Source organism: Neisseria sp. HMSC067G12 (assembly GCF_001812725.1).
Taxonomy (GTDB): Bacteria; Pseudomonadota; Gammaproteobacteria; order Burkholderiales; family Neisseriaceae; genus Neisseria; species Neisseria perflava.
Genome location: NZ_KV810182.1, coordinates 179,665 through 204,491, shown reverse-complemented (window position 1 = coordinate 204,491; position 24,827 = coordinate 179,665). Strand labels below are relative to the sequence as shown.

Annotated in this window: 26 protein-coding genes, 7 tRNA genes and 1 pseudogene; 19 read left to right on the top strand and 15 right to left on the bottom strand. The window is 49.2% G+C overall.

All coding sequences use genetic code 11. From position 1 onward, the window contains the following. Positions 1-16: 16 nt before the first annotated feature. The gene (locus HMPREF2871_RS01070) at positions 17-478 is read right to left on the bottom strand and encodes a c-type cytochrome (RefSeq protein ID WP_004520832.1); all 462 of its coding nucleotides are present in this window, start codon (positions 476-478) and stop codon (positions 17-19) included. Between the two features lie 132 nt (positions 479-610). On the opposite strand from HMPREF2871_RS01070, the gene HMPREF2871_RS01065 reads away from it, so the two are divergent. The 6 genes from HMPREF2871_RS01065 to HMPREF2871_RS01040 all read left to right on the top strand — a co-directional run bounded on the left by HMPREF2871_RS01065 (position 611) and on the right by HMPREF2871_RS01040 (position 5,960). Further along, complete coding sequence (locus HMPREF2871_RS01065; protein ID WP_049335582.1) at positions 611-1,435, top strand: SDR family oxidoreductase; 825 nt, start codon at positions 611-613, stop codon at positions 1,433-1,435. 113 nt (positions 1,436-1,548) lie between these two features. Further along, a complete protein-coding gene (locus tag HMPREF2871_RS01060) occupies positions 1,549-2,022 on the top strand; it encodes a Fur family transcriptional regulator (protein WP_004520830.1) in 474 nt (157 codons plus the stop codon). Continuing rightward, entirely contained in the window at positions 2,010-2,939 is a 930-nt protein-coding gene (locus tag HMPREF2871_RS01055) for a CobW family GTP-binding protein (protein WP_003682934.1), read from the top strand. The genes HMPREF2871_RS01060 and HMPREF2871_RS01055 overlap by 13 nt, the downstream gene beginning before the upstream one ends. Positions 2,940-3,036: 97 nt before the next feature. Beyond that, entirely contained in the window at positions 3,037-4,092 is a 1,056-nt protein-coding gene (locus HMPREF2871_RS01050; protein ID WP_039862485.1) for an ABC transporter permease subunit, read from the top strand. Between the two features lie 36 nt (positions 4,093-4,128). Beyond that, positions 4,129-5,169 (top strand): ABC transporter permease, encoded by a 1,041-nt coding sequence (locus HMPREF2871_RS01045; protein ID WP_004520828.1) that lies wholly within the window; start codon positions 4,129-4,131, stop codon positions 5,167-5,169. 110 nt (positions 5,170-5,279) lie between these two features. Further along, a complete protein-coding gene (locus HMPREF2871_RS01040) occupies positions 5,280-5,960 on the top strand; it encodes a sulfite exporter TauE/SafE family protein (protein ID WP_003680951.1) in 681 nt (226 codons plus the stop codon). Between the two features lie 86 nt (positions 5,961-6,046). Here the strand turns inward: HMPREF2871_RS01040 and HMPREF2871_RS01035 are convergent, their stop codons facing one another. The 3 genes from HMPREF2871_RS01035 to xseA all read right to left on the bottom strand — a co-directional run bounded on the left by HMPREF2871_RS01035 (position 6,047) and on the right by xseA (position 9,110). Further along, positions 6,047-6,856 carry a sulfite exporter TauE/SafE family protein gene (locus HMPREF2871_RS01035; protein ID WP_004520827.1) on the bottom strand — a complete coding sequence of 270 codons (810 nt, stop codon included), beginning with the start codon at positions 6,854-6,856 and terminating at the stop codon, positions 6,047-6,049. Position 6,857: 1 nt separating this feature from the next. Beyond that, complete coding sequence (gene pssA, locus HMPREF2871_RS01030) at positions 6,858-7,637, bottom strand: CDP-diacylglycerol--serine O-phosphatidyltransferase (protein WP_004520826.1); 780 nt, start codon at positions 7,635-7,637, stop codon at positions 6,858-6,860. A 123-nt stretch (positions 7,638-7,760) separates the two neighbouring features. Further along, positions 7,761-9,110, bottom strand: a complete 1,350-nt coding sequence (xseA, locus tag HMPREF2871_RS01025; RefSeq protein ID WP_049344148.1) for an exodeoxyribonuclease VII large subunit — start codon at positions 9,108-9,110, stop codon at positions 7,761-7,763. A 181-nt stretch (positions 9,111-9,291) separates the two neighbouring features. Here xseA and lpxK point away from each other — a divergent pair, with 181 nt between their 5' ends. The 12 genes from lpxK (at position 9,292) to rfaD (ending at position 17,611) form a co-directional block, all read left to right on the top strand. Further along, positions 9,292-10,302, top strand: a complete 1,011-nt coding sequence (gene lpxK, locus HMPREF2871_RS01020; RefSeq protein WP_049335618.1) for a tetraacyldisaccharide 4'-kinase — start codon at positions 9,292-9,294, stop codon at positions 10,300-10,302. Positions 10,303-10,366: 64 nt separating this feature from the next. Then, positions 10,367-11,032, top strand: coding sequence for a DUF2059 domain-containing protein (locus HMPREF2871_RS01015; RefSeq protein WP_049344150.1), 666 nt, complete (start codon positions 10,367-10,369; stop codon positions 11,030-11,032). A gap of 49 nt (positions 11,033-11,081) precedes the next feature. Then, positions 11,082-11,657, top strand: a complete 576-nt coding sequence (locus HMPREF2871_RS01010) for a DUF2059 domain-containing protein (RefSeq protein ID WP_049335588.1) — start codon at positions 11,082-11,084, stop codon at positions 11,655-11,657. A gap of 94 nt (positions 11,658-11,751) precedes the next feature. Next, entirely contained in the window at positions 11,752-11,934 is a 183-nt protein-coding gene (locus tag HMPREF2871_RS01005) for a Trm112 family protein (RefSeq protein ID WP_003679524.1), read from the top strand. Further along, positions 11,931-12,692, top strand: coding sequence for a 3-deoxy-manno-octulosonate cytidylyltransferase (gene kdsB, locus HMPREF2871_RS01000; RefSeq protein WP_004520817.1), 762 nt, complete (start codon positions 11,931-11,933; stop codon positions 12,690-12,692). Before HMPREF2871_RS01005 ends, kdsB begins: the two co-directional genes overlap by 4 nt. 11 nt (positions 12,693-12,703) lie before the next feature. Then, positions 12,704-13,222 (top strand): hypothetical protein, encoded by a 519-nt coding sequence (locus HMPREF2871_RS00995; protein WP_004520816.1) that lies wholly within the window; start codon positions 12,704-12,706, stop codon positions 13,220-13,222. A 72-nt stretch (positions 13,223-13,294) separates the two neighbouring features. Continuing rightward, positions 13,295-13,942 carry an adenylate kinase gene (gene adk, locus HMPREF2871_RS00990; RefSeq protein WP_003746105.1) on the top strand — a complete coding sequence of 216 codons (648 nt, stop codon included), beginning with the start codon at positions 13,295-13,297 and terminating at the stop codon, positions 13,940-13,942. Positions 13,943-14,050: 108 nt separating this feature from the next. Then, the gene (gene pyrF, locus HMPREF2871_RS00985) at positions 14,051-14,782 is read left to right on the top strand and encodes an orotidine-5'-phosphate decarboxylase (protein ID WP_049335590.1); all 732 of its coding nucleotides are present in this window, start codon (positions 14,051-14,053) and stop codon (positions 14,780-14,782) included. A gap of 13 nt (positions 14,783-14,795) precedes the next feature. Next, positions 14,796-15,014: a Rossmann-fold NAD(P)-binding domain-containing protein gene (locus tag HMPREF2871_RS12035; protein WP_004520812.1), complete on the top strand. Its 219-nt coding sequence runs from the start codon at positions 14,796-14,798 to the stop codon at positions 15,012-15,014. Then, positions 14,999-15,463, top strand: coding sequence for a Rossmann-fold NAD(P)-binding domain-containing protein (locus tag HMPREF2871_RS00980; protein ID WP_004520811.1), 465 nt, complete (start codon positions 14,999-15,001; stop codon positions 15,461-15,463). Before HMPREF2871_RS12035 ends, HMPREF2871_RS00980 begins: the two co-directional genes overlap by 16 nt. 41 nt (positions 15,464-15,504) lie before the next feature. Beyond that, positions 15,505-16,467, top strand: a complete 963-nt coding sequence (rfaE1, locus tag HMPREF2871_RS00975) for a D-glycero-beta-D-manno-heptose-7-phosphate kinase (protein ID WP_004520810.1) — start codon at positions 15,505-15,507, stop codon at positions 16,465-16,467. A gap of 139 nt (positions 16,468-16,606) precedes the next feature. Beyond that, positions 16,607-17,611, top strand: a complete 1,005-nt coding sequence (gene rfaD, locus HMPREF2871_RS00970) for an ADP-glyceromanno-heptose 6-epimerase (RefSeq protein ID WP_039862484.1) — start codon at positions 16,607-16,609, stop codon at positions 17,609-17,611. Positions 17,612-17,837: 226 nt separating this feature from the next. Here rfaD and HMPREF2871_RS11280 read toward each other — a convergent pair. The 11 genes and pseudogenes from HMPREF2871_RS11280 to ccoG all read right to left on the bottom strand — a co-directional run. Further along, a pseudogene (locus tag HMPREF2871_RS11280) lies at positions 17,838-18,133 on the bottom strand (transposase); the annotation flags it as partial. Positions 18,134-18,279: 146 nt separating this feature from the next. Then, a tRNA-Leu gene (locus HMPREF2871_RS00965) sits at positions 18,280-18,369 on the bottom strand. Between the two features lie 21 nt (positions 18,370-18,390). After that, positions 18,391-18,468: transfer RNA gene (locus HMPREF2871_RS11835), tRNA-Cys, on the bottom strand. Between the two features lie 10 nt (positions 18,469-18,478). Beyond that, positions 18,479-18,552: transfer RNA gene (locus HMPREF2871_RS00960), tRNA-Cys, on the bottom strand. Positions 18,553-18,583: 31 nt separating this feature from the next. Continuing rightward, positions 18,584-18,659 (bottom strand) — tRNA-Gly (locus HMPREF2871_RS00955). Positions 18,660-18,680: 21 nt separating this feature from the next. Next, positions 18,681-18,756: transfer RNA gene (locus tag HMPREF2871_RS00950), tRNA-Gly, on the bottom strand. Between the two features lie 34 nt (positions 18,757-18,790). After that, positions 18,791-18,866, bottom strand: a tRNA-Gly gene (locus HMPREF2871_RS00945). A gap of 24 nt (positions 18,867-18,890) precedes the next feature. Beyond that, positions 18,891-18,966: transfer RNA gene (locus tag HMPREF2871_RS00940), tRNA-Gly, on the bottom strand. Between the two features lie 95 nt (positions 18,967-19,061). Beyond that, on the bottom strand, positions 19,062-19,622 hold the full coding sequence (pgsA, locus tag HMPREF2871_RS00935) for a CDP-diacylglycerol--glycerol-3-phosphate 3-phosphatidyltransferase (protein WP_003679552.1): 561 nt from the start codon (positions 19,620-19,622) through the stop codon (positions 19,062-19,064). A 676-nt stretch (positions 19,623-20,298) separates the two neighbouring features. Continuing rightward, positions 20,299-20,865, bottom strand: a complete 567-nt coding sequence (locus HMPREF2871_RS00925; RefSeq protein WP_039862483.1) for a FixH family protein — start codon at positions 20,863-20,865, stop codon at positions 20,299-20,301. 3 nt (positions 20,866-20,868) lie between these two features. Further along, on the bottom strand, positions 20,869-22,353 hold the full coding sequence (ccoG, locus tag HMPREF2871_RS00920; RefSeq protein ID WP_004520803.1) for a cytochrome c oxidase accessory protein CcoG: 1,485 nt from the start codon (positions 22,351-22,353) through the stop codon (positions 20,869-20,871). Between the two features lie 444 nt (positions 22,354-22,797). Between ccoG and tkt the strand changes: the two genes are divergently transcribed. Next, on the top strand, positions 22,798-24,777 hold the full coding sequence (tkt, locus tag HMPREF2871_RS00915; RefSeq protein ID WP_039862482.1) for a transketolase: 1,980 nt from the start codon (positions 22,798-22,800) through the stop codon (positions 24,775-24,777). The last annotated feature ends 50 nt before the right edge of the window (positions 24,778-24,827 follow it).

Genomic DNA, 24,827 nt, shown 5'->3' with positions numbered 1-24,827 from the left:
TTTATTGTTTTAAGCCTTATTCCGGACCGCGGAATGTGTCGTGGCAGGATTTGCAGGTTGCACCGGTTTCGCCGTAAGCGGCTTTGATTTCTTCCAATTTGCCGGTTTGTGCGGCGGCGTTGAGTTTCTCAACTGCAGCGGCAAATTTTTCTTCTTCGGCTTTGAAGGTTGCCGTGTCTGTCCAGATGGCAGGCAGGGCGCGGCCGTTGCCTTGAGGGTCGGATTCAAACAGGGTGAACGGTTTTTTGCTGTTTTCGGCGAAGGTTGCGGCGGCTTGTTTGAATTTTTCTACGTCGTAAGGCTCTTCGTCTTTGACCATTTTGCCCATGCGGGTAAACTCAGGCATCATGGATTTGAACGCGGCCGTACGGTCTTCGGAAATAGGGCCTTTAGGCTGGGAAGGCGCGCTGCTGCCGCCGCAGGCGGAAAGGGTAAGCGCCACTGCTGCCAAAGCAACAGGGAGAAAACGGGTTTTCATATGGAGTGTGTCCTATTGTAATGATATGATTATCGTTAAATTTAAAATCAGCCGGCCAAACTCTCAGGCCGTCTGATAAGGCGTTATCATACCTTAAACCCAAGTCTGAAACGAGTACAGAAAGGAAACGATATGGCAATTTTGATTACCGGGGCATCGGCAGGATTCGGCGCGGCAATGTGCCGTACTTTTGTTGCGGCAGGCTATCATGTCATTGGCGCGGCACGGCGCGAAGACAAATTGCAGCAGTTGGCAGAGGAATTGGGCGAGCAGTTTTACCCTTTGGAAATGGATGTTTCTCGTACGGAGTCAATTCAAAACGCTTTAAACAGCCTGCCTGAGCATTTAGCTGAAATCGATTGCCTGATCAACAACGCCGGTTTGGCTTTAGGTCTGGATTCCGCTGATAAAGCCGATTTTGGCGATTGGGAAACCATGATTCAAACCAATATCATCGGCCTGATTTTTCTAACCCGCCAGATTTTGCCGCAAATGGTAGCGCGCAAACAGGGCTACATCATCAATTTAGGTTCGATTGCCGGCAGTTATGCTTATTCCGGCAGTAATGTCTATGGTGCAACTAAGGCTTTTGTGCGCCAATTCAGTATGAATCTGCGCGCCGAATTGGCAGATAAAAATATCCGCATTACCAATATCGAACCGGGTTTGTGCGGCGATACCGAGTTTTCCAATGTCCGTTTCAAAGGCGACGATCAGCGTGCGGCCGAGGTTTATGAGAATGTCGAGTTTATCCAGCCGCAAGATATTGCTGATACCGCTTTATGGCTCTATCAGCGTCCGGCGCGGATGAACGTCAATTCCATCGAAATCATGCCGGTTGCCCAGACCTTTGCAGGCATGAAAGTTTACCGCGATGAGCCTGCTCCGGTGAAGGAAGAAACGTTTGAAAAACAAAGTATGTCTTTGTTTGGAAAAATTAAATCTTGGTTTAAGTAATCGGCATCAGGCCGTCTGAACGTTTCAGACGGCCTCTTTGTTATCTGAAATTGAACAAACACGTTATAATGTAATTTTTTATTAACAAGGCCGTCTGAAAGGCTGTTTCAGTTATGAACGTAATCAAACAAAAAATCTTAGAACAAGCGCAGCGCGATGGTGTGCAGGTAACCGCTTTGCGCGAGCAAGTGCTTGATATTGTTTTGAAACAAAGCGGCGTGATTAAAGCCTACAACGTTCTGTCGCAGATGCAGCAGCAAAGCGAGGGCGTGGTTGCGCCGCCGACGGCCTACCGCGCCCTTGATTTTTGGGCGGAGCAGGGCGTTTTGCACAAAGTGGCGGCGGTCAACGGCTATATTCTGTGCAGCCACGCGCAGCACGAGTGCAATGACCATTGCCATGACCACGAAGAAGCCGAAGCGCACCACAGCGCGTTTATTTTGGTTTGTACCGAATGCGGTACGGCAGATGAGCAGACCTTGAGCCAAGAATGGGCGGCATTGCGTGCAGGCGTGGCGGAAACTGGTTTCTCATTAAAAGAAGAACATGTTGTTTTAACAGGAATTTGTAAAAAATGTCAGAAGTAAAAAAGACTAAAGTCCACCTGATTTCAGGCTTCCTCGGAACAGGCAAAACCACCGCCCTTAAAAGTCTGATGGCACAAAAAGACCCGAATGAAAAATGGGTCATCATTGTCAACGAATTTGGCGAAATCGGCATTGACGGCGCCGTCTTGAGCGACAACGGCATTCCCGTGGCAGAAATCGCCGGCGGCTGTTTGTGCTGTACTGCCGGCGCGCAAATGGGTACGACCGTACAAAAAATGCTGCGCGATGCCCAACCTGACCGCTTGATGATTGAAGCCAGCGGTTTGGCACACGCTGCCAGCGTTATCGACGAATTGAAAGCCAAACCGCTCGACAGTATGCTAGAAATCGGCGCCGTCTTTACTGTTGTCGATCCGCGCCAATTCATTAATCCCGATTACGCGCAACAAGCCTTGTATAAAGACCAAATCGGCATTTGCGACGTATTGGTCGCCAGCAAAACCGACTTGTGTACGCCGGAGCAACTGGCCGAATTTCATGATAAAGCGGCCAAGCTGTTCCCGCCTAAAGCCAAAGTGGTTGAAGTACAAAATGCGCAACTTGACATCCAATGGCTTGATATTCCCGTTGTCGAAAAATCGCGCTACCGCCTCAAAGCCCTGCCGGACAACACCATGGGCTTCCAGTCGCAAGGCTTTACTTTCCCTGCCGGACGTGATTTCGATGGCGAAAAACTGACTGATTTCTTCAACGACCTGCCTAAATTTACAGACGGTCTCGTGCGTGCCAAAGGCGTGTTCCAAGTGCTCGGTACATGGGTATGGCTGAACTGGGTGGACGGTCAATGGGGCGCAAACCAAGTTTCATGGCGCCGTGATTCCCGCTTTGAGCTGATTGCCAAATCGTTTGACGCGGATTTGATTGAGAAGAAATTGCAGGAGGCGTTGGAGAAGTAAATCATCGGCCAAACGCTTATTAATCCGTTACTATATGCCGTCTGAAGTCAGCGGTTTCAGACGGCCTTCAAATCAAAAAATAGAGGAACACTTAACCATGTGGCGTTATATCTTTCATCGTTTGCTCCTTTTGATTCCCACGTTGTTGGGGATTTTGGCGATTACCTTCGCTGTGATTCAGTTTGTTCCCGGCGGTCCGGTGGAGCAGATGGTTCAGCAGCTGACGCAGGGCGCGGTTGGCGGCGAGACGGCGGGACACAGTATGCCTGGAACTTTGGCCAAAAACGGCAACCGCATCAGTGCGGAAGATTTGGCCGCGCTGAATGCTTTGTACGGTTTCGACAAGCCACCTGTGACGCGTTTTGTGGATATGGTATGGAAATTTGCCCGTTTCGATTTGGGCGAGAGCTTTTTCCACCACCAAACCGTATTTGAGTTGGTAAAAGAGAAAATGCCGGTATCGATGAGTTTGGGTTTGTGGACGTTCTTCCTGACTTATTTGATATGTATTCCGTTGGGTATTGCCAAGGCGGTCAGGGATGGCAGCCGATTCGATACGATTACGGGGATGATCATTTTGGTCGGCTATACCGTACCGCCGTTTGTCTTGGGCTTGGTGTTGCTGGTGTTATTTGGCGGCGGCAGCTTTTTTGCCTGGTTCCCGCAGGGTGGCTTGGTTGGTGATGATTTTGATACGCTCTCTTGGGCAGGTAAAGTCAAAGATTATTTATGGCATATGGCCTTGCCGATTACCGCTTCGGTGGCAGGCAACTTGGCGGTGATGACCGTATTGACGAAAAACGTGTTCCTTGAAGAAATCCGCCGTCAATATGTTTATACCGCGCGAGCCAAGGGCTTGCCTGAGAAACAGATTTTGTGGAAGCATATTTTCCGCAACGCCATGATTCCTCTGATTACCGGTTTCCCGGCTGCATTTATCGGCGCATTCTTTACCGGAAGCCTGTTGATTGAAACGCTGTTCTCGCTGGATGGTTTGGGTTTGCTGTCTTACGAGGCAGTGATGAAACGTGATTATCCTGTCGTAATGGGTACGCTGTATGTATTCACGCTGATGGGGTTGTTGGCTAAACTGGTGTCGGATATTTCTTATTCATGGGTCGATCCGCGTATTCACTTTGGCGGACAGAAATAAGGCCGTCTGAAAATATCTTCAATCCATTATTAAAGAATGTTTCGAACCATGAAAAAGAAAAAATCTACTTCAAACCCTACTTGGCAAGCCTTTAAGCAGCATAAGCGCGGTTGGTTGGCTTTGCGGATTTTGGCCGTTTTGTTTGTCGTCACTTTGCTTGCTCCTTTGTGGAGCAACGATAAACCTTTGTGGATACGCTATCAGGGCGAGTATTTCTTCCCCTTGGTAAACGAATACAACGAAACCACATTTGGCGGCGATTTCGATACGCCGGCGGATTATTTGGATCCGCTTATCCGTCACAACATCACTTCAGACGGCAATTTTGCCCTTTACCTGCCCAATCCTTACGATGCCGATACCTTAAACGATTTTGATACGGCACCCGATCCGGCCAAACCGTCCGAACGGCATATCTTGGGAACGGATGACCGCGGCCGCGACCTGTTGGCACGCTTGGTTTACGGTTTCCGCGATTCGCTGTTGTTTGCCTTGGTGTTGACTGTGGTGACTACCGTGATTGGCGTGGTTGCAGGCGCGGTACAGGGTTATTTTGGCGGTAAAACCGACCTTCTGATGCAGCGTTTTATCGAGGTTTGGGGCGGTATGCCGGAGTTGTACCTCTTGATTATCCTGTCTTCGTTCTTTAATCCGGGACTGTTGATTTTGTTGGTGTTGCTGTCGCTTTTCGGCTGGATGGGCTTGTCCGACTATGTCCGCGCCGAGTTTTTGAAAAACCGTCAGACCGATTACGTTTTAGCAGCGCGCGCGATGGGCGTAGGCAACCGTGAAATCATGTGGCGCCATATCCTGCCCAACAGCTTGACGCCGGTATTGGCCTTCCTGCCTTTCCGTATTTCCGGTGCCGTACTTGCCCTGACCAGTTTGGACTTCTTGGGCTTGGGCGTACCTGCCTCACAGGCAAGTTTGGGCGAGTTGCTGGCGCAAGGTAAAGACAACTTGGACGCGTGGTGGATTGGCCTGTCTGCCGTTGCTACGCTGACGGTAATGCTGCTTTTGCTGGTTATGATCGGCGAAGGTTTGCGTCAGGCATTTGATGTACGCGCACGCAGTTAATTGCTTTTCTAAAACGTGAAGAGGGTGGGCGGAAAAGCCTGTCCTTCATTCTCAAGGCCGTCTGAAAAGTTTCAGACGGCCTCATCCATTCGTTTGAATCATTAAAAATCATGAATCAAGAAATCACATTTCTTACTCTTTTTTTGCTCGGCTTTTTTGGTGGAACGCATTGCGTCGGCATGTGCGGTGGATTGAGCAGCGCATTCGCTTTGCAGCTGCCGCCACATTTAAACCGAATCGGGCTGATTGTATTGTTGAACTTGGGGCGCATCAGCAGCTATGTCGTCATCGGCCTTCTGGTCGGCTTGGTCGGGCAGGTCGGCATTTCCTTGGACGATACGCGCGCGGTTCAAAACGGTTTGTATATTGCCGCCAATGTTTTGCTGCTTTTGCTCGGTCTGTATCTTGCCGGTATTTCGACTGCCGCAACCAAAATCGAAGGCATCGGTAAACCGATATGGAAACGCCTGAATCCTTTGCTGAACAAATTGCTGCCGATTAAATCAGTGCCTGCCTGTTTCGGCGTCGGCGTGCTTTGGGGCTGGCTGCCTTGCGGTTTGGTGTACAGCGCGTCTTTGTATGCTTTGGGCAGCGGCAATGCCTTGCACGGCGGGCTGTATATGCTGGCGTTTGCATTGGGGACCTTGCCGAACCTGCTCGCGATGGGCATATTTGCAGCGCAGTTGAAAACCTTTCTGCAAAAACGCATGGTTCGTTTGTGCGCCGGATTGTTGGTGGCAGGATGGGCGATATGGCGCTTGGCTGTATTTGCGATGGGGCAAATCGGGTAAGGTAAAAAGGTTTTATTTAGTTTGTTGTTTTGCAATTAAAAAGGCCGTCTGAAAGAATTTCAGACGGCCTTTTTCACAAGAAAGATTTAATGTATCAAATTCCAAGCCATCTTGGCGGCAATCAGCAGCAACATGATGCCGAAGGCGATTTTGAGTTTTCGGGCGGGCAGCTTGTGCGCCGTTTTTACGCCGAGTGGAGCGAAGAGGATGGTGGCAACGCTCAATATGGCTACAGCCGGAAGATAGATAAAGCCTGCCGCGCCTTCAGGCAGGTGGGCAACATGTAAACCGTTGGCAAAATAGCCGATGGTGCCGGCAATCGCAATCGGCCATGCCAGACCTGAAGATGTGCCGATGGCGCGGTGTGCCGGAAAGTTGCAATATAGTAGAAATGGAACGGATAGCGAACCGCCGCCGATACCGACCCAACTTGAAGCCGCCCCAAAAAGCGTACCCACGGCTGTCAGGCCGTGGAGGGCAGGCAGGGTGCGTGAAGGTTTGGGTTTGGAATCGCGTAGGGTTTTGACTGCGATAAAGGCAAGAAATGCAATAAAGAAAACTTGCAAAGCCAGCGTCGGCATATATTTTGCCGTTACCGCGCCGAGGAGTACGCCAAGTATCATGCCCGGCGTCATTCGGCGGACGGTCGCCCAATCAATGGCGTGCTTTTTATGTTGGGCGTACATACTGGAGAAGGTAGTAAACACCATGACGGCAAAGGAAGTGCCGATGGCAAGATGCTGGGCATAGGGGTGGCTGCCTATGCCTTGCAGCTGCAACGCCCATAAGACAACGGGAACAATCAACGTGCCACCGCCTACGCCGAATAGTCCGGCAATAAAGCCCGCTGCGCTGCCGACGGCGAGCAGGGCAAGGATGATGTCCCAAGACCACATTTCAGACGGCCTTGTCGTGTTTGTGTGCTTTATGGCGTTTTTTAAACCAACGGATGACTGCCATCACATAACCGGACAGGCTGTAACCGAGGAAAAATAGGAAGAGGACGAGAGAAGGCTCCCAGTTGATGAGCAGCAATACCAACACGGCCAACACCATGCCCATAAACGGTACTTGGCGGCGGATGTTGATTTCTTTGAAGCTCCAAAACGGAATCTGCACAATCATGGAAATGCCGGCAAACAGGGTAATGCCCAATGCCCACCAATGCACGCCGGGGAAGCGTTCGATGCTGTGGTTGACCCAAATCAGGCCGACAATCAACGCAGCGGCGGTCGGGCTTGGAACGCCGATAAACCAGCGTTTGTCGACTTTGCCGATAAGCGTGTTGAACAGTGCCAAACGCAGAGCGGCGCAGGCGCAGTAGATAAAGGCGACGGAATAGCCGATTTTGCCAAACTGCCAAAGTTGCCATTTGTAGGCAATCAGGGCAGGCGCGACGCCGAAACTGACCATATCGGCGAGGCTGTCGAGCTGTTCACCGAATGCGCTCTGGCTGTTGGTCAAACGTGCAACGCGTCCGTCCATGCCGTCGAGCAGCATGGAAAGGAAAACTGCAATCGCCGCCGTTTCATAACGTCCGTGCATGGACTGTGTAATGGCGAAGAAGGCGCAAAACAGTGCGGCGATGGTAAAGGAATTGGGCAGCAGGTAAATGCTGTTTTTGCGGATGGAATTGCGTGGTGGAATCGGATTTTCTGTATTTTGTGAGTTGTCCATAATGTTTCCGTATATGCTGCGGGTGCAGATGAGGCATTATACCGCATTGGCAGGTTAAGGATTTTTAAAAGGCAGACATAGTTTCACTTCAATCGCATAAAGTTTCAGACGGCCTTTATTTTGTCAGTCAAACAACTCGCCCTGAGCCTGCTCTTTGGTCACGCGTACGTCGGTTTCGCCGTCGGCAAAAGTGATGTGCAGTTTCTGCCCTTGTTTCAATGTATCGGCATTGCGGATGACTTGTCCGCGTGTGTTTTTGACGACGGAGAAACCTCGCTCCAGAATATGCTGCGGCGATACGGCTTCGAGCAATGCGGCTTGGGCGATCAGGCTTTGACAGCGTTGGACAAGCAGCTGGCGGAAGGAATGCGACAAGGCCGTCTGAAAGCGGTCGATGTTGTGTTTGTAAATGGAAACATCAGGACGGCAATGTTTCAGGGTTTGGGTTTGGCGTTCAAAACGGGCGGTATGGGCACGGAGGTTTTGCGTCATCGAGTAAGACAGCGTTTGCGCCAGCTTGCTGATTGAAGCGCGCTGATCGTCAAGTTTTTGGCGCGGGTGACGGATTTGCCGCGCCAACCAGTCGAGTTTTTGGCTGGCATCGAAATAACGTTGCTCCAAAACGGTTTTCAGACGGCCTTGCGCTTGGGCTAGACGATGTAACGATTCTTGGCGGTTGGGGCTGACCAGTTCTGCCGCGCCGGTCGGCGTGGGTGCGCGTACGTCGGCGACGAAATCGGCGAGTGTGAAATCGGTTTCGTGGCCTACGCCGCTGACAACGGGAATTGCGCAGGCTTCGATGGCGCGCACAACCGGTTCTTCATTAAACGCCCACAAGTCTTCAATGCTGCCGCCGCCGCGACAGACAATCAGCACGTCACATTCGGCGCGTTGCGAAGCGGTTTTAATCGCTTGAGCAATTTGCAACTCGCTGCCTGTGCCTTGTACGGGCGTCGGATAAACGATAACGGGGATTTCGGGTGCGCGGCGGTTTAAGGTGGTCACGACATCGCGCAAAGCTGCCGCCGCCAGGCTGGTGACGATGCCGATACATTGCGGACGGGCGGGCAGAGGTTTCTTGCGTTCCGCTGAAAACGCGCCTTCCGCCTGCAACTGCGCCTTCAATCGCTCATAGGCTTCGTAAAGCTGCCCCAAGCCTTTGAGCCGCACCTCGTTCACCGTAATCTGAAATTCACCCCGCGCTTCATAAATACTGATTCTTCCTGATACCTCGATATGGTCGCCTTCTTTCAAAGGCTTCGCCAAGCGCATGGCCGCACCCTTAAACATCGCGCAACGCACCTGAGCGCGGCTGTCTTTGAGCGAGAAATAATAATGTCCGCTGGCAGCACGGGTCAGGTTGGATACTTCGCCGGCAATCCACAAGCCTGCGAGATGGTCTTCCAACAAGGCTTTGGCGAGGGCGTTGAGTTCGGATACGGAAATGGAGGAGGGCGCGAAGAGTTCGGACATTGCGAAACAGGAAAAATTTGGGAAAGTTGAATTATAAGGGTTTTAGAGCGATTCGTTGTATTCGTTTTTATGAAACTTGCGCCCTTTGTTTTAATATTATCAAAGGCGCATGTTCAGACGGCCTTGCCTGGGCGGGCTTGTGTTATATTATCGTTTGATTTTCGCTTCAAAAGCCGTGCGTATGCCCAAACTCCACCAAATTATCGAACGCCATTGGCAATCCCCCAATCCGTTTTTGTCTTTGCTGTTAAAACCATTGTCCAAGCTGTTTGCCAAAATTGCGGCGAAACGGCGCGATGATTTTGTTTCAGGCCGTCTGAAAAGCGAAAAATTGCCTGTGCCTGTGGTGGTAGTCGGCAATATCCATGCAGGCGGAACAGGGAAAACGCCGATAGTCGCTGCGCTGGTGTCGGGTTTGCAGGAAAAGGGCGTTAAGGTCGGTATCATCAGCCGAGGTTATGGGCGCAAGAGTAAGGCGGTTCATGTATTGAATACAGCCAGCAGTGCGGCAGATGCAGGCGACGAGCCTTTATTGCTGTTTCGCCAAACCGGTGCGCCGACGGCGGTAGGCAGCAGCCGTGCAGAAGCAGGCAGGGCATTGCTTGCAGCGCATCCGGAGCTTGAATTGATTGTGACCGACGACGGCTTGCAACATTATGCCTTGCAGCGCGATATGGAAATTGCCGTATTCCCGGCGGCGGATACGGGGCGGACGGATTTGGATTTACTGCCCAACGGCAGCTTGCGCGAACCTTTGTCGCGATTGGCTTCCGTTGATGCGGTCGTCGTCAGTGGCGGAAAGGCAGATGCGGCATTTAAGCCGTCTGAAAATATGTTTGTCAGCCATATTGAAACAGGGCGGATTTACCGGTTGAACAGGCCGTTTGAGAAATTGGATTTGGAAGGCTTGGGAAATCAAACCGTCGCTGCCGTCGCCGGTATCGCCAAGCCGGAACGTTTTTTCAATACGTTGCAAAGCATGAATATCGCTTTGAAACAAACCGTTGCCTTGCCTGATCATGCAGATATTACGGCCGCGGATTTACCGGACGCAGATGTGGTGATTATCACGGAAAAGGATGCAGTCAAATTTTCAGACGGCCACGGTTTGAATCATGTGTGGGTCTTGCCTGTTTATGCGATAATTGAGCCGGACTTGGCGGCGTTTGTATCCGCGAATGTTTCAATCTAAATGCTTATAGATGTTTCACAGATGTTTTAAAGATGATCTTCAAACTACGCAATAGGAGTAAATCATGAAGTTAAAATATTTGTTGGTCGCTTGCGCAGCTTTATTTGTATCCACTCAAAGCTTAGCTGCTAAACCAAGTGATGAATCTGCAATGAAATGGTTGGAAATTCAAGGGATAAGCAGTAATTATAGCGAGAAAGTACAACGTTCTTTAGAGATGGTGAATAAAGAGGACAATGAACGCTTGTTAACGATGACGCCCAAAGCTCAAAAAGCGCAGATGAAGGCGGTCATCAGCCGTTATATGAAAAACATGCAAGACGATTTGAGCCGCCCTGAGTTGAAAAAACAATGGTTGGATGAAGAAAAGCGTGCCGTACAGAAAGTATTCACACAAGAAGAAGTGGATGTAACCAACCGTTTTTTCTCTTCGGCTCAGGGAAAAAATATTTTGAAAAAGATAAGAAGTTTCCAACAGCATGGTGGAAATCTTGAGGATATGTTGAGCCAATCGGATATAGAAAAGATGACTGAAGCATTTGGGCATGGTGCCGGTAAGTCTGCGCTCGAGAAAATTAAGCATTTCGATAAGCTGAGTGATGAGATTATCCACAAAACCATGAGTCAAAACTACCTCAATGCAAGCGATAAATATACGCCTGCTTTTGAGGAGCAAACACATGGTATTTTATGCGAAGGCAACAAACATTTGCCGAAGTGTGCCAAATAATTTTCCGACTATCTGAAAATATTTATTTTTTGTTGAAAGGTAGAAAAAGATGAAGCTGAAAACCTTATTATTACCCTTCGCTGCGCTGGCATTGTGTGCCAATGCGTTTGCCGCGCCGCCCAGTGATGCGTCGCTGGAGCGTTTGTTTGAGGTGCAGAAGATGGATGCTCTGTTAGACCAGTCTCTCCAAAGCGTTGGAGGTATTGTGCTTTCTGATCCGAATGTACAGAATCTTTGGAAAGATGCGCCGGAAGACAAACGTCCTCAGTTGGAAGCAGTCTTGAAAAAATATACAACTCAATTGATTGCTGAAATCAATACACCGCAAGTGCGTGCCCAGTTGCATAAAGCGGCTTTGGAAGGCATAAAGACGGTTTATACTCAGGAAGAAGTCAACGCATTGATTGACTTTTACGGCACTGCAGTGGGTCAATCAATACTCGCTAAAACTCCACGCTATCTTGAAGCAACAATGACCCCAATATTGAGTATCATCACCGAAAAATACGAAAAATCCAGTCAAAACGCAAACTTAGCCCGTGAAATCCGTCAGATCATGTGCAATGGCAAAAATCCTGACCAAGCTTGTACACAGCAAACGAAGAAAACGGCACGGAAAAAATAATGCCGCTTGAGGCCGTCTGAAAACGAGTGCAGCAAGTTTCGCCAAAACGAGCAAAGTGATTTTCGCTAAAACCACCAAACCAGAAAGTAACCCCATGGAAAAAAAATTCTTAGACATCCTTGTTTGTCCTGTTACCAAAGGCAAACTCGAATACCATCAAGACAAACAGGAATTGTGGAGCCGTCAGGCAAAGCTGGCTTATCCGATTCGTGACGGCATCCCTTATATGCTGGAAAACGAAGCACGAGCGTTGAGCGAAGAGGAACTGAAAGCATGACCGAATTTGTCGTATTGATTCCGGCGCGGTTGGATTCTTCACGTCTGCCGGGCAAGGCTTTGGCCGATATTCACGGTAAACCGATGGTTGTACGTGTTGCCGAACAAGCAGCGAAAAGCAAGGCCGCGCATGTTGTCGTTGCCACCGACCATCCTGATATTCAGACGGCCTGTCAGGCGCACGGTGTCGAAGTGGTCATGACTTCTAATCAACACGAAAGCGGTACAACGCGTCTTGCCGAAGCGGCCAATACGCTGAAACTGCCGCAGCATCTGATTGTTGTGAACGTACAAGGCGACGAGCCTTTAATCGATCCCGAACTCATCAACCGTACGGCTGAAGTTTTGGTTGAAAACAATGTGCAAATGGCGACCGCCGCCCACGAATTGCACGATTTTGACGAGTTTATGAATCCTAACGTTGTCAAAGCCGTCCTCGACAAAAACCGCAACGCCATCTATTTCAGCCGCGCCCCGATTCCTTATCCACGCGATGTGATGCGCTCTGAAAAACGTGAATTGCCTTCAGAAACAGCTGTCTTGCGCCACATCGGCATTTATGCCTATCGTGCAGGTTTCCTGCAACGCTATTCCGAAATGGAAGTTTCTCCTTTGGAAACCATTGAATCTCTGGAACAATTGCGCGTCCTGTGGCACGGTTATCCGATTGCTGTTGAAATTGCCCAAGAAGCGCCAGCCGCCGGCGTGGATACACAGGAAGATTTGGACAGGGTAAGGGCTGTGTTCGAGGCCGTCTGAAAGGAAAAAACATGAATGATTTACGCCATTTGAGCCGTGACGAACAAAAACTGCTTGCCGATGTCGCTTTGCTGGTCAAAGACGACGATCAAGAGTTCAACTACGAAATGTTGAAAGTGGCCGCGCCCGACGAGGCCAGCGGCGAATTTTGGTTTCGCATGGCAGAAATGCTCAGCACCCTGCCGCCCAACCAATCCTTAGATTTGCGCATGACCGGCGGACGGTTGGCGGTCGCCGTATCGATTTTATCGGTGTTGTTGCAGGAAAGCCCCGATATTCCCCAGCTTTGGGCACAAAAAGTGATTGCGCTCAACTATCTGGCACACGGCCATCGGACACGCGCCCTCGGTTTAGCGCAACAGCCGGATAAAGCGGCAGAAGCCAACGAGGAAGAATATTTGGCAAAAGCCTTGTCCCAAAACCTACTTTCCACGTTGAAAGACGCATTGGAACGCTTCCCCGAAGACAGCTGGTTTATCGAAATGCGCGATGATGCGTGGCAGCACTTTGGCTCAGAGCAGGCCGTCTGAAGTTTTGAACGATAAACGCAAGGCGTGTAGAATTAAACAAACATCAAATCCATAAACCAAGAAGGACTCATCATGAAAGTATTATTGTTGGGCGCACCAGGCGCCGGCAAAGGCACACAGGCTCAATTCATCACTGCTGCATTCGGCATTCCTCAAATCTCTACCGGCGATATGCTCCGTGCTGCCATCAAAGCAGGCACTCCGCTGGGTTTGGAAGCAAAAAAAATCATTGATGAAGGCGGTTTGGTACGCGACGACATCATCATCGGCATGGTCAAAGAGCGTATTGCCCAAGACGACTGCAAAAACGGTTTCCTGTTTGACGGTTTCCCACGCACATTGGCACAAGCCGAAGCGATGGTTGAAGCTGGTGTGGATTTGGACGCGGTTGTTGAAATCGACGTACCCGACAGCGTGATTGTCGACCGCATGAGCGGCCGCCGCGTGCATTTGGCTTCCGGCCGTACTTACCACGTTACCTACAATCCGCCTAAAGTTGAAGGCAAAGACGACGTAACCGGCGAAGATTTGATTCAACGCGACGACGACAAAGAAGAAACCGTGAAAAAACGCCTTGCCGTTTACCACGAGCAAACCGAAGTTCTGGTTGATTTCTACAGCAAACTGGAAGGCGAACACGCGCCTAAATACATCAAAGTCGACGGCACCCAAGCAGTAGAAGCCGTGAAAGCCGAAGTATTGAAAGGTTTGGGCAAATAAGTTTTGCTGAAGTAAAATCATGAGGCCGTCTGAAAAAATATTTTCAGACGGCCTTTTGTGTACAAAAGCTGTTAAAATCGAAGCTATAACCGTTTCCGCAGGCATCTTATGAATCCCTTGATCTCCGACTTCCAAACTCAGCAACAACGTACTCCCGTTATCGTCGCCCTTGATTTTGCCAACGAAAAAGATACGCTCGGATTTGTCCGCAATCTTGACCCGGCATTGTGTCAAATCAAAATCGGCAAAGAGCTGTTTACCGCAACCGGCCGTAATTTGGCAGAAAGCTTAATCAATCAAGGTTTCAAACTTTTCCTCGATTTGAAATACCACGATATTCCCCACACAGTTGCTCAGGCCTGTAAAGTTGCTGCCGATATGGGCGTTTGGATGGTCGATATGCACGCCTCCGGTGGCCGCCGCATGATGGAAGCTGCAGCAGAAGCCGTTGCCGGATATCAAACCAAGCCGCTCCTAATCGGCGTAACCGTGTTGACTAGCATGGAACAAAGCGACTTGTCCGAAATTGGTTTGAACATCGCCCCTGAAGAACAAGTCATCCGCTTGGCGAAACTGGCGCAAAGTTCAGGCTTGGACGGCGTGGTATGTTCCGCTCAAGAAGCCGCACCATTGCGTCGTGAATTGGGACAGGATTTTGTCTTGGTCACACCAGGTATCCGCTTGGACGTTGCAGGCAATAATGACGACCAACGCCGTATTATGACACCGGCCGAAGCATTGGCTGCCGGTTCAACCTATTTGGTAATGGGCCGTCCGGTAACCAAAGCTGCCGATCCGGTAGCCGTATTGCGTGAAGTCAATCGAGTAGCCAACGCTTAAGGCCGTCTGAAGTATGAAGACGATTGTGATTGGTGCGACAGGCGCAACAGGAAAATCCTTGTTGCCTTTACTTGCAACCAGTTCAGAGGTTGAGTCTATCGACTGCTTCGGTCGCAGACATCCTGATTTTACCCACCAAAAGCTAAATAGCCATCAGATTGATTTTTCTCAGCCTGATGATTGGCGCGATGAAGTACAGGATGATTGTTTGCCTGCTTGGGAACAACCCTGAAAGCAGCAGGAAGTAAAGAAGCGCAATGGGCAATTGATTATGAGGCAAATCTTGAATTTGCCAAAGCCGCACGAGAAAACGGCGTCAATACTTTGGTTTTGATTTCCGCTTCCGGTGCAAATTCTGCTTCGCGCCTGTTTTATCAACGGATGAAGGGCGAATTGGAGCAAGCAATTATCGCTTTGAATTTTCCTCACCTTATTATTTTCCGCCCGCCATTGCTGATTCGTCCGAACAGCGACCGCTTGGGCGAAAAAATAGCAGAACGGATTTTTCGCGTACTCAACCGCATCGGCATGCTGAAAAACCAACGTCCACTTGCTGTCGAAAAATTGGCGCAAGCCATGCTGAAAGCAGCGTTGTTGTCATCTCATGAACAGGCGTCGTACTCGAAAAACCATATGCAGGTATATGAGCCTCAAGATATTTTTAGGCTGTTAGATCAATAAACCGATAACAAGCCTTACACAGAGATTTTAATGGAGCCAGTATGGTAACCAAGTTCCAACAAGAAACCCTCAAATCCCGTTTTGCACAAGCCAAAGTCCTTGTTGTCGGCGATGTGATGCTCGACCGTTATTGGTTTGGCGATGTGTCCCGCATTTCTCCTGAAGCCCCTGTGCCGGTGGCGAAAATCGCCCGTATCGACCAGCGGGCGGGCGGGGCGGCAAACGTTGCGCGCAATATCGCTTCATTGGGCGGCAAAGTAGGGCTGTTGTCCGTGACTGGCGATGATGAAGCTGCAGATGCGTTGGACGCATTGATGATGCAAGACGGCGTTGCTTCCTATCTGATGCGCGACAAGCAAATTGCGACTACTGTCAAATTGCGCGTTGTTGCCCGTAATCAGCAGCTTATCCGACTTGATTTTGAAGAATCGCCTCATCGTGAAGTGTTGGAACAAATCAAGCATCAATATTGCGAAGTGTTGCCTGAATACGATGCCATTATTTTTTCAGATTACGGCAAGGGCGGCCTGTCGCATATTTCCGATATGATCGATTGGGCGAAACAGGCCGGTAAACCTGTTTTAATCGACCCCAAAGGCGATGATTACGAAAAATATGCCGGCGCTACGCTGATTACGCCTAACCGTGCAGAGTTGAAAGAAGTGGTGGGTAGCTGGAAAAACGAAAATGATTTGACTGAAAAAGCCCAAAACCTGCGCCGTCATCTTGATTTGACCGCGATTTTGCTGACCCGAAGTGAAGAGGGTATGACCCTGTTCAATGAGGGCGAGCCGATTTATCAGCCTACACGGGCCCAAGAAGTCTATGATGTATCGGGTGCAGGCGATACCGTTATTGCCGGAGTGGGCTTGGGTTTGGCCGCTGGTTATACCATGCCCGAAGCGATGCACCTTGCCAATACTGCGGCAGGTGTTGTCGTGGCAAAACTTGGTACAGCGGTTTGCTCGTTTGCCGAATTGACTAAGGCATTGGAAGAGCAATAATTGCGGTTTCAGACGGCCTTAAAATCTAAAGGCCGTCTGAAAATAGAGTTGGAAAATAATCCAGACAGACAAGTTTTTATTTTTAGACAGCATGATTTCTTCAAGGCCGTCTGAAAAATCAAAATAAAGGAAATTCATTATGACCATTATCGTAACAGGCGCGGCCGGCTTTATTGGCAGCAACATCGTCAAAGCACTTAACCAGCGCGGTATTACCGACATTGTTGCCGTCGACAATTTGAGCAAAGGCGAAAAATTTAAAAACCTTGCCGAGTGTGAAATTGCCCATTATCTCGATAAACACGAATTTATCCGTCAAGTGCGCGGCCATCTTCTGCCTTACGACGATATCGAAGCCGTTTTCCACCAAGGCGCATGTTCTGATACCATGAATCATGACGGCCTTTACATGATGGACAACAACTACCAGTACACACTTGATCTCTTGGACTGGTGTCAGGATGAACGCATTCCGTTCCTTTATGCTTCCAGCGCCGCAGTGTACGGCAAGGGCGAAATCTTCCGCGAAGAGCGCGAACTGGAAAAACCGCTCAATGTATATGGCTACTCTAAATTCTTGTTTGACCAAGTATTGCGCCGCCGCATGAAAGAAGGCCTGACCGCCCAAGTCGTTGGCTTCCGCTACTTCAACGTATATGGACAGCAGGAGCAACACAAAGGCCGTATGGCATCCGTCGCCTTCCATCATTTCCACCAATACCGCGAGCATGGTTATGTTAATCTGTTTGGCGCCAATGACGGCTACGGTAATGGTGAGCAAACACGCGATTTTGTCAGCGTAGAAGATGTTGCCAAAGTTAACCTTTACTTCTTCGATCATCCTGAGCTTTCAGGTATCTTTAACCTCGGTACAGGTCGTAGCCAACAGTTTAACGAACTTGCCGCCGCAACCGTCAACGCTTGTCGTGCGGCCGAAGGCAAGCCTGAAATGAGTTTGAAAGAGTTGGTTGAAGAAGAACTTATCCGTTATATTCCATTCCCAGATGCACTCAAAGGCAAATATCAGAGCTTTACTCAAGCGGATATTACCAAGCTGCGCGAAGCTGGGTATAAAGAAGAATTCTTGGATGTAAAACAAGGCGTCAGCCGTTACGTTAAATGGATGCTGGAGAAATTGGTTTAAGTCCTTCTGATTTGAATGATAAGGTCGTCTGAAAAAGGATTTTCAGATGGCCTTATCATTTTGGGAAATTTTAAAATGAGACCTTTGCAAAATTCCTTTTCCTTCCAGCAGCCGAAATCCAAACATAGATTTTCGACTGTTTTCGTTCCAAGTACCCACTGATTCTACTCAAACCCCCCTCTTTACTCTCCCCAGATACCTGATAATCAGGCATCCGGGCCGCCTTTTAGGTAACAACAGGCGCACTTAGCCTGTTAGCTGCTTTCAACAGGTTTAAACACATTGCCTTCAGATGGCTTTATGCACTCACTTTAATCAGACCGAAATAGGCTACCCGAGTGTAGCGGGACTTACGGTGCAGCGTACCGAAGCTTTGTTCGACCACATAACGGGTCTTCGATAGATGTCGGTTACGTTTGGTTTACGCTTCCATCAGCGGACGGTTGCGGTGGGCTTTGCGCATAATGCCGTCCAGCAAACGATGATTACCAGATGCTACCGGTCTTCCTCGTTGTCATAGCCTGAGACCTTTGCACGAGCTTGTCACATTTGACGCAAATGGCGCAAGTTAGATACAAATCAGGCACAAACAAAAAAGACAGCCTTACAAATAAGCTGTCAATTAGAAATTTAGAATATTAGGTTTTTCAATAAATTCAGATATTTATTGGTGCCCGGAGCCGGAATCGAACCGGCACGGCCGGTTTAGGGCCGACGGATTTTAAGTCCGTTGTGTCTACCTATTTCACCACCCGGGCGTAGACAGTAAATTGAGAAATTGGAGGCGGGGGCGCGGATTTGAACCGGCCTGTATAAGGGTTGCACCCCTTATAGCATAAACACTCTGCCACCCCGCCATGAAAGGGATGGAGGCGAGAGTCGGAATCGAACCGGCGTAGACGGATTTGCAATCCGCTGCATAACCACTTTGCTATCTCGCCAAAACTACGTTTGAGTGTTGTAGTATGAAACTGGAGCGGGAAACGAGTCTCGAACTCGCGACCTCAACCTTGGCAAGGTTGCGCTCTACCAACTGAGCTATTCCCGCGTATTCGGATGCATGATTTAATGGAGCGGGAAACGAGTCTCGAACTCGCGACCTCAACCTTGGCAAGGTTGCGCTCTACCAACTGAGCTATTCCCGCATATTGAAAAAGAACAATCAACAAGTAATCAGAATGGAGCGGGAAACGAGTCTCGAACTCGCGACCTCAACCTTGGCAAGGTTGCGCTCTACCAACTGAGCTATTCCCGCATTTGAGTGCATCTGAAATTAAACTGGAGCGGGAAACGAGTCTCGAACTCGCGACCTCAACCTTGGCAAGGTTGCGCTCTACCAACTGAGCTATTCCCGCTCTGATAGTTTGTTGCTTCGTATATCGAAGAAGACGCAATTATTATGGATTTAATCGCGTGCGTCAAGTATTTTGTTTTTATTTTTTTTAAAAATTTATTTGAATTCTTTCCATGCCATTTTCAGGTAGTAGCACATGGACCAGATGGTCAATACAGATGCTATAAACATCAATATGTTACCAATGAGATAGAAAGGATCGTTATATTTGTCTGTGCCGATAAGCAAAAGGAAGATGGCGATCATTTGGGCGGTGGTTTTGAATTTGCCGATAGTGGCCACTGCAACGCTGCCGCGTTTGCCCATTTGTGCCATCCATTCGCGCAAGGCGGAAATGGTGATTTCCCGGCCGATAATAATCATGGCGAAGATGGCGTATGTTCTGCCAAGGCTGACGAGCAGGAGCAGGGCAACGGCAACCATGAGCTTGTCGGCAACGGGGTCGAGGAATGCACCGAAGTCGGAGGTTTGTTTCCAGCGGCGTGCTAAAAAGCCGTCGAACCAGTCTGTAATAGCTGCAAGTGCAAAGATGATAGCGGCTGTCCAGTTGACGGTTTGTGGTTGAATCCATGTGTTCGGTAAATAGAATAGGATGGTGAACACGGGGATTAATAGGACGCGCATCCAGGTAAGTAAAATAGGTATGTTCCAAGGCATGGTTTGGGATCTTTTGGATGATGTGTCGGGTTGTTCATTATAGCTTATTTGTTCACTCTGCTTTTTGAAGTGTTGTTTTTTTGCCGACAAGTATCTTGGGCATAGATTTTTGTCGTGTGGGTTGTGAAGAAAATCTGCTAAGGCCGTCTGAAAAATAGGCTGTTGCGGGGTGTAAATGTTTTTGGGTAGAAAAGTAGCTGCGAAATAGTGAGCAATAAGGTCTGCCTGCTGTTCGATATTTAATTGGTTGATGTGGGGTAAGGGGATAGGGTAGGCGTAAGCTTTGCGTTTTCTGTATCCGCCTTTGAGCATGATGAATAGGCCGGAAAGCCAAACTTTGTGACCGCGCTGGTGTTGCCAGACATGTGTCAGCTCATGAATCAGCCAGATTTTGTAGGCGATGCCGGCTTGAGTGAAATCATCAGGGCAGTGTTTACGAGGAAAGTATATGTTTCCATTGGGCGCAATGGCGGTATTGGCGTTGGGTATAAGTGGAATGCCGCGATATATTTTGATGTGGTGGAAGTCTATGCTGTCCGCAAAAACTTGTTTTGCCATACGGACTTCATTTTCGGTCAGTCTGCGCCAATCGGAAAAAATCATATTTGGAAGGGAATATAAGAGGGTATGAAGATTTCAGGCCGTCTGAAAGGTTTCAGACGGCCTGGGTCGGGATTTATTGTTCTGTTGAAGCGGCTTGTTTGCCGTTGTCGAACAATTTGTCCATAGGCGTCAGATTGACTGCATTGCCTTGGCTGACTATCCATTTGTTTTCAACACGCCATACGCCTGAGGCATCTTCAACGCGTAAGTACCAATGATTGGTTGGGCGTAAAGGTTTAAAGACGGCTTCGTATTCCATGCGGCCGTTTTGTGGTTCGGCTGTTACGGCGCGCAGCTTGACGGTTTGGTCATCGGCTTTGCGCGTCGGGTGCATCAACAATAGGTTTAATGGCTGTTTGGTATCGAATTGTCCGCTGACGAATACTTTGGCGGCATTCATATCCGGACTGATTAAGACCTGCACTTGAATTTGCCGTTTAACGGCTTCTTCATCACGGTGAAGTTGGATTTCGATGTGTTTGCCGTCTTTGTAGTAATCGTCAGACACCAAGTCTGTCGTGTGTTCTTTTGCGACGAAGAACATGGAAACGCTGGCGATAACGACGAAGATGGGGCCTGCCATCAGCACCCAGGGCCAAATATGTTTGTACCAAGGTTTGATTTTGGGTTGTGGGGACACCGTTTATTCTCCGATAAAGGTTGCTTTTTCTTCTAAAGTAGTCGGTTTGGAGTCGGCAGAGCCGGTCTCGCGATAGATAAAGGTAAATTCAATCGGATGGCTGCCTTTGTCGGCGTATTCGGGAATGGTAGATACCTGTACTGGGATGGTAACGGTTTCCCGCGGCGCAATTTTAATACCGTTTTCAGGCAGGCCGGTCAGCGCGATTTCGTCAAAGCCTTTGACGGTTGCGGTCATCAGTTGTTCGTTTTCACTATTGTTGATAATACGCAGGTTATAGGCATTTTCCAACCAGCCTTGGCTGTTTTCGCGAACCATGACACCACGGTCTTTCAGGATATCGACTTCGACCATTTTTCGGGTGGAAATGCCGACCAGGAAGGCGATGATGACCACCAGGAGTACTGCGCCATAACCAGCTACGCGCGGACGTTTCAAGCGTTTTTTGATGTCGCTTTCAGGGTATTCGTGTTCCAACGCGCCTTCGGTTGTATAACGGATCAAGCCGCGCTCGTAGCCCATTTTGTCCATGATTTCGTCGCAGGCATCGATACACGCCGCGCAGCCGATACATTGGTATTGCAAACCGTCGCGGATGTCGATACCGACGGGGCAGACTTGCACGCACATGGTGCAGTTGATGCAGTCGCCCAAGCCGCTGTCTTCTTTGTTGGCGGTTTTCTTGCGTGCGCCGCGCGGTTCGCCGCGTTCGGTATCGTAAGAAATAATCAGCGTGTCTTTGTCAAACATTGCACTTTGGAAACGTGCATACGGACACATATGCAGACACACTTTTTCGCGCATGATGTGGGCGAAGAAGAAAGTCATGAATCCGTAAAATGCTGCGGCAAACATTGCGCCGCCGCCTGCTGCTCCGGTGAATAAATCGGGAACAAATTGGCGGATCGGGATAAACCAGCCTGCAAAAGTGATACCTGTCCATGCGCAGACAAGGAAAATCAGCAGGTATTTGGTGGCCTTAATGCGAATTTTAGTAAAGTTCCAAGGCGATTTTTCCAGTTTTAGGCGTTTGTTTCTATCGCCTTCGACCAAGTTGTCAATCCACAGCATAATTTCGGTGTAAACCGTTTGCGGGCATGAATAGCCGCACCACAAACGACCGGCAATGGTTGTCCACCAAAACAATCCGAATGCGCAAATCATCAGCAGTAAGGCAAGGTAAATCAAATCGCCCATACCCAGCGACAGTCCGAAAATGAAGAAATGACGGTCAGGGATATTGAATAAAACCGCCTGACGGCCGCTCCAGTTGAACCATGGAATAACGTAAAATACAAACTGGGTCGCCAATACTGCGGCGATACGCAGTTTGGCAAAGCGTCCTTCCGCCTTTTTAGGATGGATGCGTTCGCCTTCAGGATGGATTTGAATCACGCTGGATTTAGGTTTGGAAGGTTTGGGCGGAGTGGCTTTTGCTGTTTTTTCTGTTGAGGGTGTGGTATTTTCAGCTTGGTTTTCTGGTGACATTTCAGTGTTCCTTGATGAAGTGCACACAAGCCTGTTGTCATGGTAGTAGTTTGATGTGGATATTTTCAGACGGCCTTTCGCGTGCATACAAATCATAACATTTGACTCTATTCAAAGCAAAAGAGGGACTTCGTATTAACGATGGATTCCTTGCGGCCGTTTGATGTAGGGCCGTCTGAAAAGGGCAGTATTCAAAGGTTTATGGTTCGGCATGTGTGCAAACTTATAGTGATTTGCTATTTACACGATAAAAATATATAAAGCACTGTTTCAAAACGAAATAACAGTTAATATCATCTGTCCCGTCCGTTTCGGGTAACCGAGTGGAAACAGGCCGTCTGACAAAGCGAATATCAAAAGCTATCCTTGAAAGCACGGCTGATTCAGGCGATAATCGGTACACCTTTTTTCATATTTCCAATCTTGTCCAAGGAAGGTCAAACCATGTCTCAACTGGCAAACGCAATCCGTTTCCTCTCAGTCGATGCCGTACAAAAAGCCAACTCAGGCCACCCGGGTGCGCCTATGGGTATGGCGGAAATGGCAGAAGTGTTGTGGACGAAGTTCCTCAATCATAATCCGGCCAACCCGAAATTCTACAACCGCGACCGTTTTGTCCTCTCCAATGGTCATGCTTCCATGATTCTTTACAGCCTGTTGCACCTGACCGGCTACAACGTTTCTATTGATGATCTGAAAAATTTCCGCCAACTGCACAGTAAAACCCCCGGCCATCCTGAATATGGCTACACCGACGGCGTGGAAACCACGACCGGTCCATTGGGACAAGGTATTGCCAACGCAGTGGGCATGGCTTTAGCCGAAAAAATCTTGGCTGCCGAATTTAATAAAGACGGTTTGAACATCGTTGACCACCACACCTACGTCTTCATGGGCGACGGTTGTATGATGGAAGGCGTATCGCACGAAGCCTGCTCGCTTGCCGGCACTTTAGGTTTGGGCAAACTGATTGTTTTATATGATGACAACAATATTTCCATTGACGGTAAAGTGGACGGTTGGTTTACCGAAAACATCCCGCAACGTTTTGAAAGCTACGGCTGGCAGGTGATTCCAAATGTAAACGGTCATGATACCGATGCCATTCAGACGGCCATTGAAGCCGCCCGCGCCGAAACCGGCAAACCTTCCCTGATTTGCTGCAAAACCTTAATCGGTAAAGGCAGTGCTAACAAAGAAGGCAGCCACAAAACCCACGGTGCGCCTTTGGGTGCGGACGAGATCGAAGCCACGCGCAAACATTTGGGTTGGGCTTATCCTGCGTTTGAAATCCCTCAAGAGATCTATGCTGCATGGGATGCAAAAGAAAAAGGCGCGAAACTTGAGGCCGAATGGAACGAACTCTTCGCTCAATATCAAGCCAAATATCCTGCCGAAGCCGCAGAATTTGTGCGTCGCATGGATAAAAAACTGCCTGAAAACTTCGATGCTTACGTTCAAGCCGCATTGAAAGAAGTGTGCGCCAAAGCAGAAACCATCGCCACCCGTAAAGCCAGCCAAAACAGCATCGAAATCTTGGCAAAAGAGCTGCCTGAATTGGTGGGCGGTTCTGCAGACTTGACCCCGTCCAACCTGACTGACTGGTCAAACAGCGTTTCCGTTACCCGCGAACACGGCGGCAACTATATTCACTACGGCGTTCGCGAGTTCGGCATGGGCGCAATCATGAACGGCCTTACCCTGCATGGCGGTGTTAAACCATTCGGCGCGACTTTCCTGATGTTCAGCGAATACGAGCGTAATGCTTTGCGTATGGCGTCGCTGATGAAAATCAACCCTGTATTTGTGTTCACTCACGATTCCATTGGTTTGGGCGAAGATGGTCCTACCCACCAACCTATCGAGCAAACTGCCACTCTGCGCCTAATTCCAAATATGGATGTATGGCGTCCATGCGATACCGTTGAATCTTTGGTGGCGTGGGCTGAAGCCGTTAAAGCTGCCGATCATCCGTCCAGCTTGATTTTCAGCCGTCAAAACCTGAAATTCCAAGCGCGTGATGAACAACAGCTGAACGACATCAAACGCGGTGGCTACGTCATCAGTGAAGCTCAAGGCAATGCACAAGCTGTTGTAATTGCTACCGGTTCTGAAGTTGAATTGGCTCTGGAAGCGCAAAAAGTATTGGCAGAACAAGGTATTGCCGTACGCGTTGTTTCCATGCCTTCTACCAATGTATTCGACCGTCAAGATGCCGCCTATAAAGCCGCTGTTCTGCCGGAAGGTTTGCCACGCGTAGCCATAGAAGCCGGACATGCCGACGGTTGGTATAAATACGTCGGTTTGAACGGCGCCGTGGTCGGTATCAACCGCTTCGGCGAGTCTGCACCTGCTGATTTGCTGTTCAAAGAATTCGGCTTTACCGTAGACAATGTGGTTGCCACTGTTAAATCTGTTTTGTAAATCAGATTTTTGATTGGGATAAAAAGGCCGTCTGAAATTTCAGACGGCCT

Coding starts and splice junctions, on each gene's coding strand:
- HMPREF2871_RS12035 (WP_004520812.1), top strand. CDS start 14,796: ATGAAGACGATTGTGATTGGTGCGACAGGCGCAACAGGAAAATCCTTG.
- pgsA (WP_003679552.1), bottom strand. CDS start 19,622: ATGCCTTGGAACATACCTATTTTACTTACCTGGATGCGCGTCCTATTA.
- tkt (WP_039862482.1), top strand. CDS start 22,798: ATGTCTCAACTGGCAAACGCAATCCGTTTCCTCTCAGTCGATGCCGTA.
- pssA (WP_004520826.1), bottom strand. CDS start 7,637: ATGGACAACTCACAAAATACAGAAAATCCGATTCCACCACGCAATTCC.
- HMPREF2871_RS00995 (WP_004520816.1), top strand. CDS start 12,704: ATGAATGATTTACGCCATTTGAGCCGTGACGAACAAAAACTGCTTGCC.
- HMPREF2871_RS01050 (WP_039862485.1), top strand. CDS start 3,037: ATGTGGCGTTATATCTTTCATCGTTTGCTCCTTTTGATTCCCACGTTG.
- HMPREF2871_RS01070 (WP_004520832.1), bottom strand. CDS start 478: ATGAAAACCCGTTTTCTCCCTGTTGCTTTGGCAGCAGTGGCGCTTACC.
- HMPREF2871_RS01010 (WP_049335588.1), top strand. CDS start 11,082: ATGAAGCTGAAAACCTTATTATTACCCTTCGCTGCGCTGGCATTGTGT.
- lpxK (WP_049335618.1), top strand. CDS start 9,292: ATGCCCAAACTCCACCAAATTATCGAACGCCATTGGCAATCCCCCAAT.
- pyrF (WP_049335590.1), top strand. CDS start 14,051: ATGAATCCCTTGATCTCCGACTTCCAAACTCAGCAACAACGTACTCCC.
- HMPREF2871_RS01035 (WP_004520827.1), bottom strand. CDS start 6,856: ATGTGGTCTTGGGACATCATCCTTGCCCTGCTCGCCGTCGGCAGCGCA.
- ccoG (WP_004520803.1), bottom strand. CDS start 22,353: ATGTCACCAGAAAACCAAGCTGAAAATACCACACCCTCAACAGAAAAA.
- HMPREF2871_RS01055 (WP_003682934.1), top strand. CDS start 2,010: ATGTCAGAAGTAAAAAAGACTAAAGTCCACCTGATTTCAGGCTTCCTC.
- adk (WP_003746105.1), top strand. CDS start 13,295: ATGAAAGTATTATTGTTGGGCGCACCAGGCGCCGGCAAAGGCACACAG.
- rfaD (WP_039862484.1), top strand. CDS start 16,607: ATGACCATTATCGTAACAGGCGCGGCCGGCTTTATTGGCAGCAACATC.
- HMPREF2871_RS01065 (WP_049335582.1), top strand. CDS start 611: ATGGCAATTTTGATTACCGGGGCATCGGCAGGATTCGGCGCGGCAATG.
- xseA (WP_049344148.1), bottom strand. CDS start 9,110: ATGTCCGAACTCTTCGCGCCCTCCTCCATTTCCGTATCCGAACTCAAC.
- HMPREF2871_RS01045 (WP_004520828.1), top strand. CDS start 4,129: ATGTTTCGAACCATGAAAAAGAAAAAATCTACTTCAAACCCTACTTGG.
- rfaE1 (WP_004520810.1), top strand. CDS start 15,505: ATGGTAACCAAGTTCCAACAAGAAACCCTCAAATCCCGTTTTGCACAA.
- HMPREF2871_RS01060 (WP_004520830.1), top strand. CDS start 1,549: ATGAACGTAATCAAACAAAAAATCTTAGAACAAGCGCAGCGCGATGGT.
- HMPREF2871_RS01040 (WP_003680951.1), top strand. CDS start 5,280: ATGAATCAAGAAATCACATTTCTTACTCTTTTTTTGCTCGGCTTTTTT.
- kdsB (WP_004520817.1), top strand. CDS start 11,931: ATGACCGAATTTGTCGTATTGATTCCGGCGCGGTTGGATTCTTCACGT.
- HMPREF2871_RS01015 (WP_049344150.1), top strand. CDS start 10,367: ATGAAGTTAAAATATTTGTTGGTCGCTTGCGCAGCTTTATTTGTATCC.
- HMPREF2871_RS01005 (WP_003679524.1), top strand. CDS start 11,752: ATGGAAAAAAAATTCTTAGACATCCTTGTTTGTCCTGTTACCAAAGGC.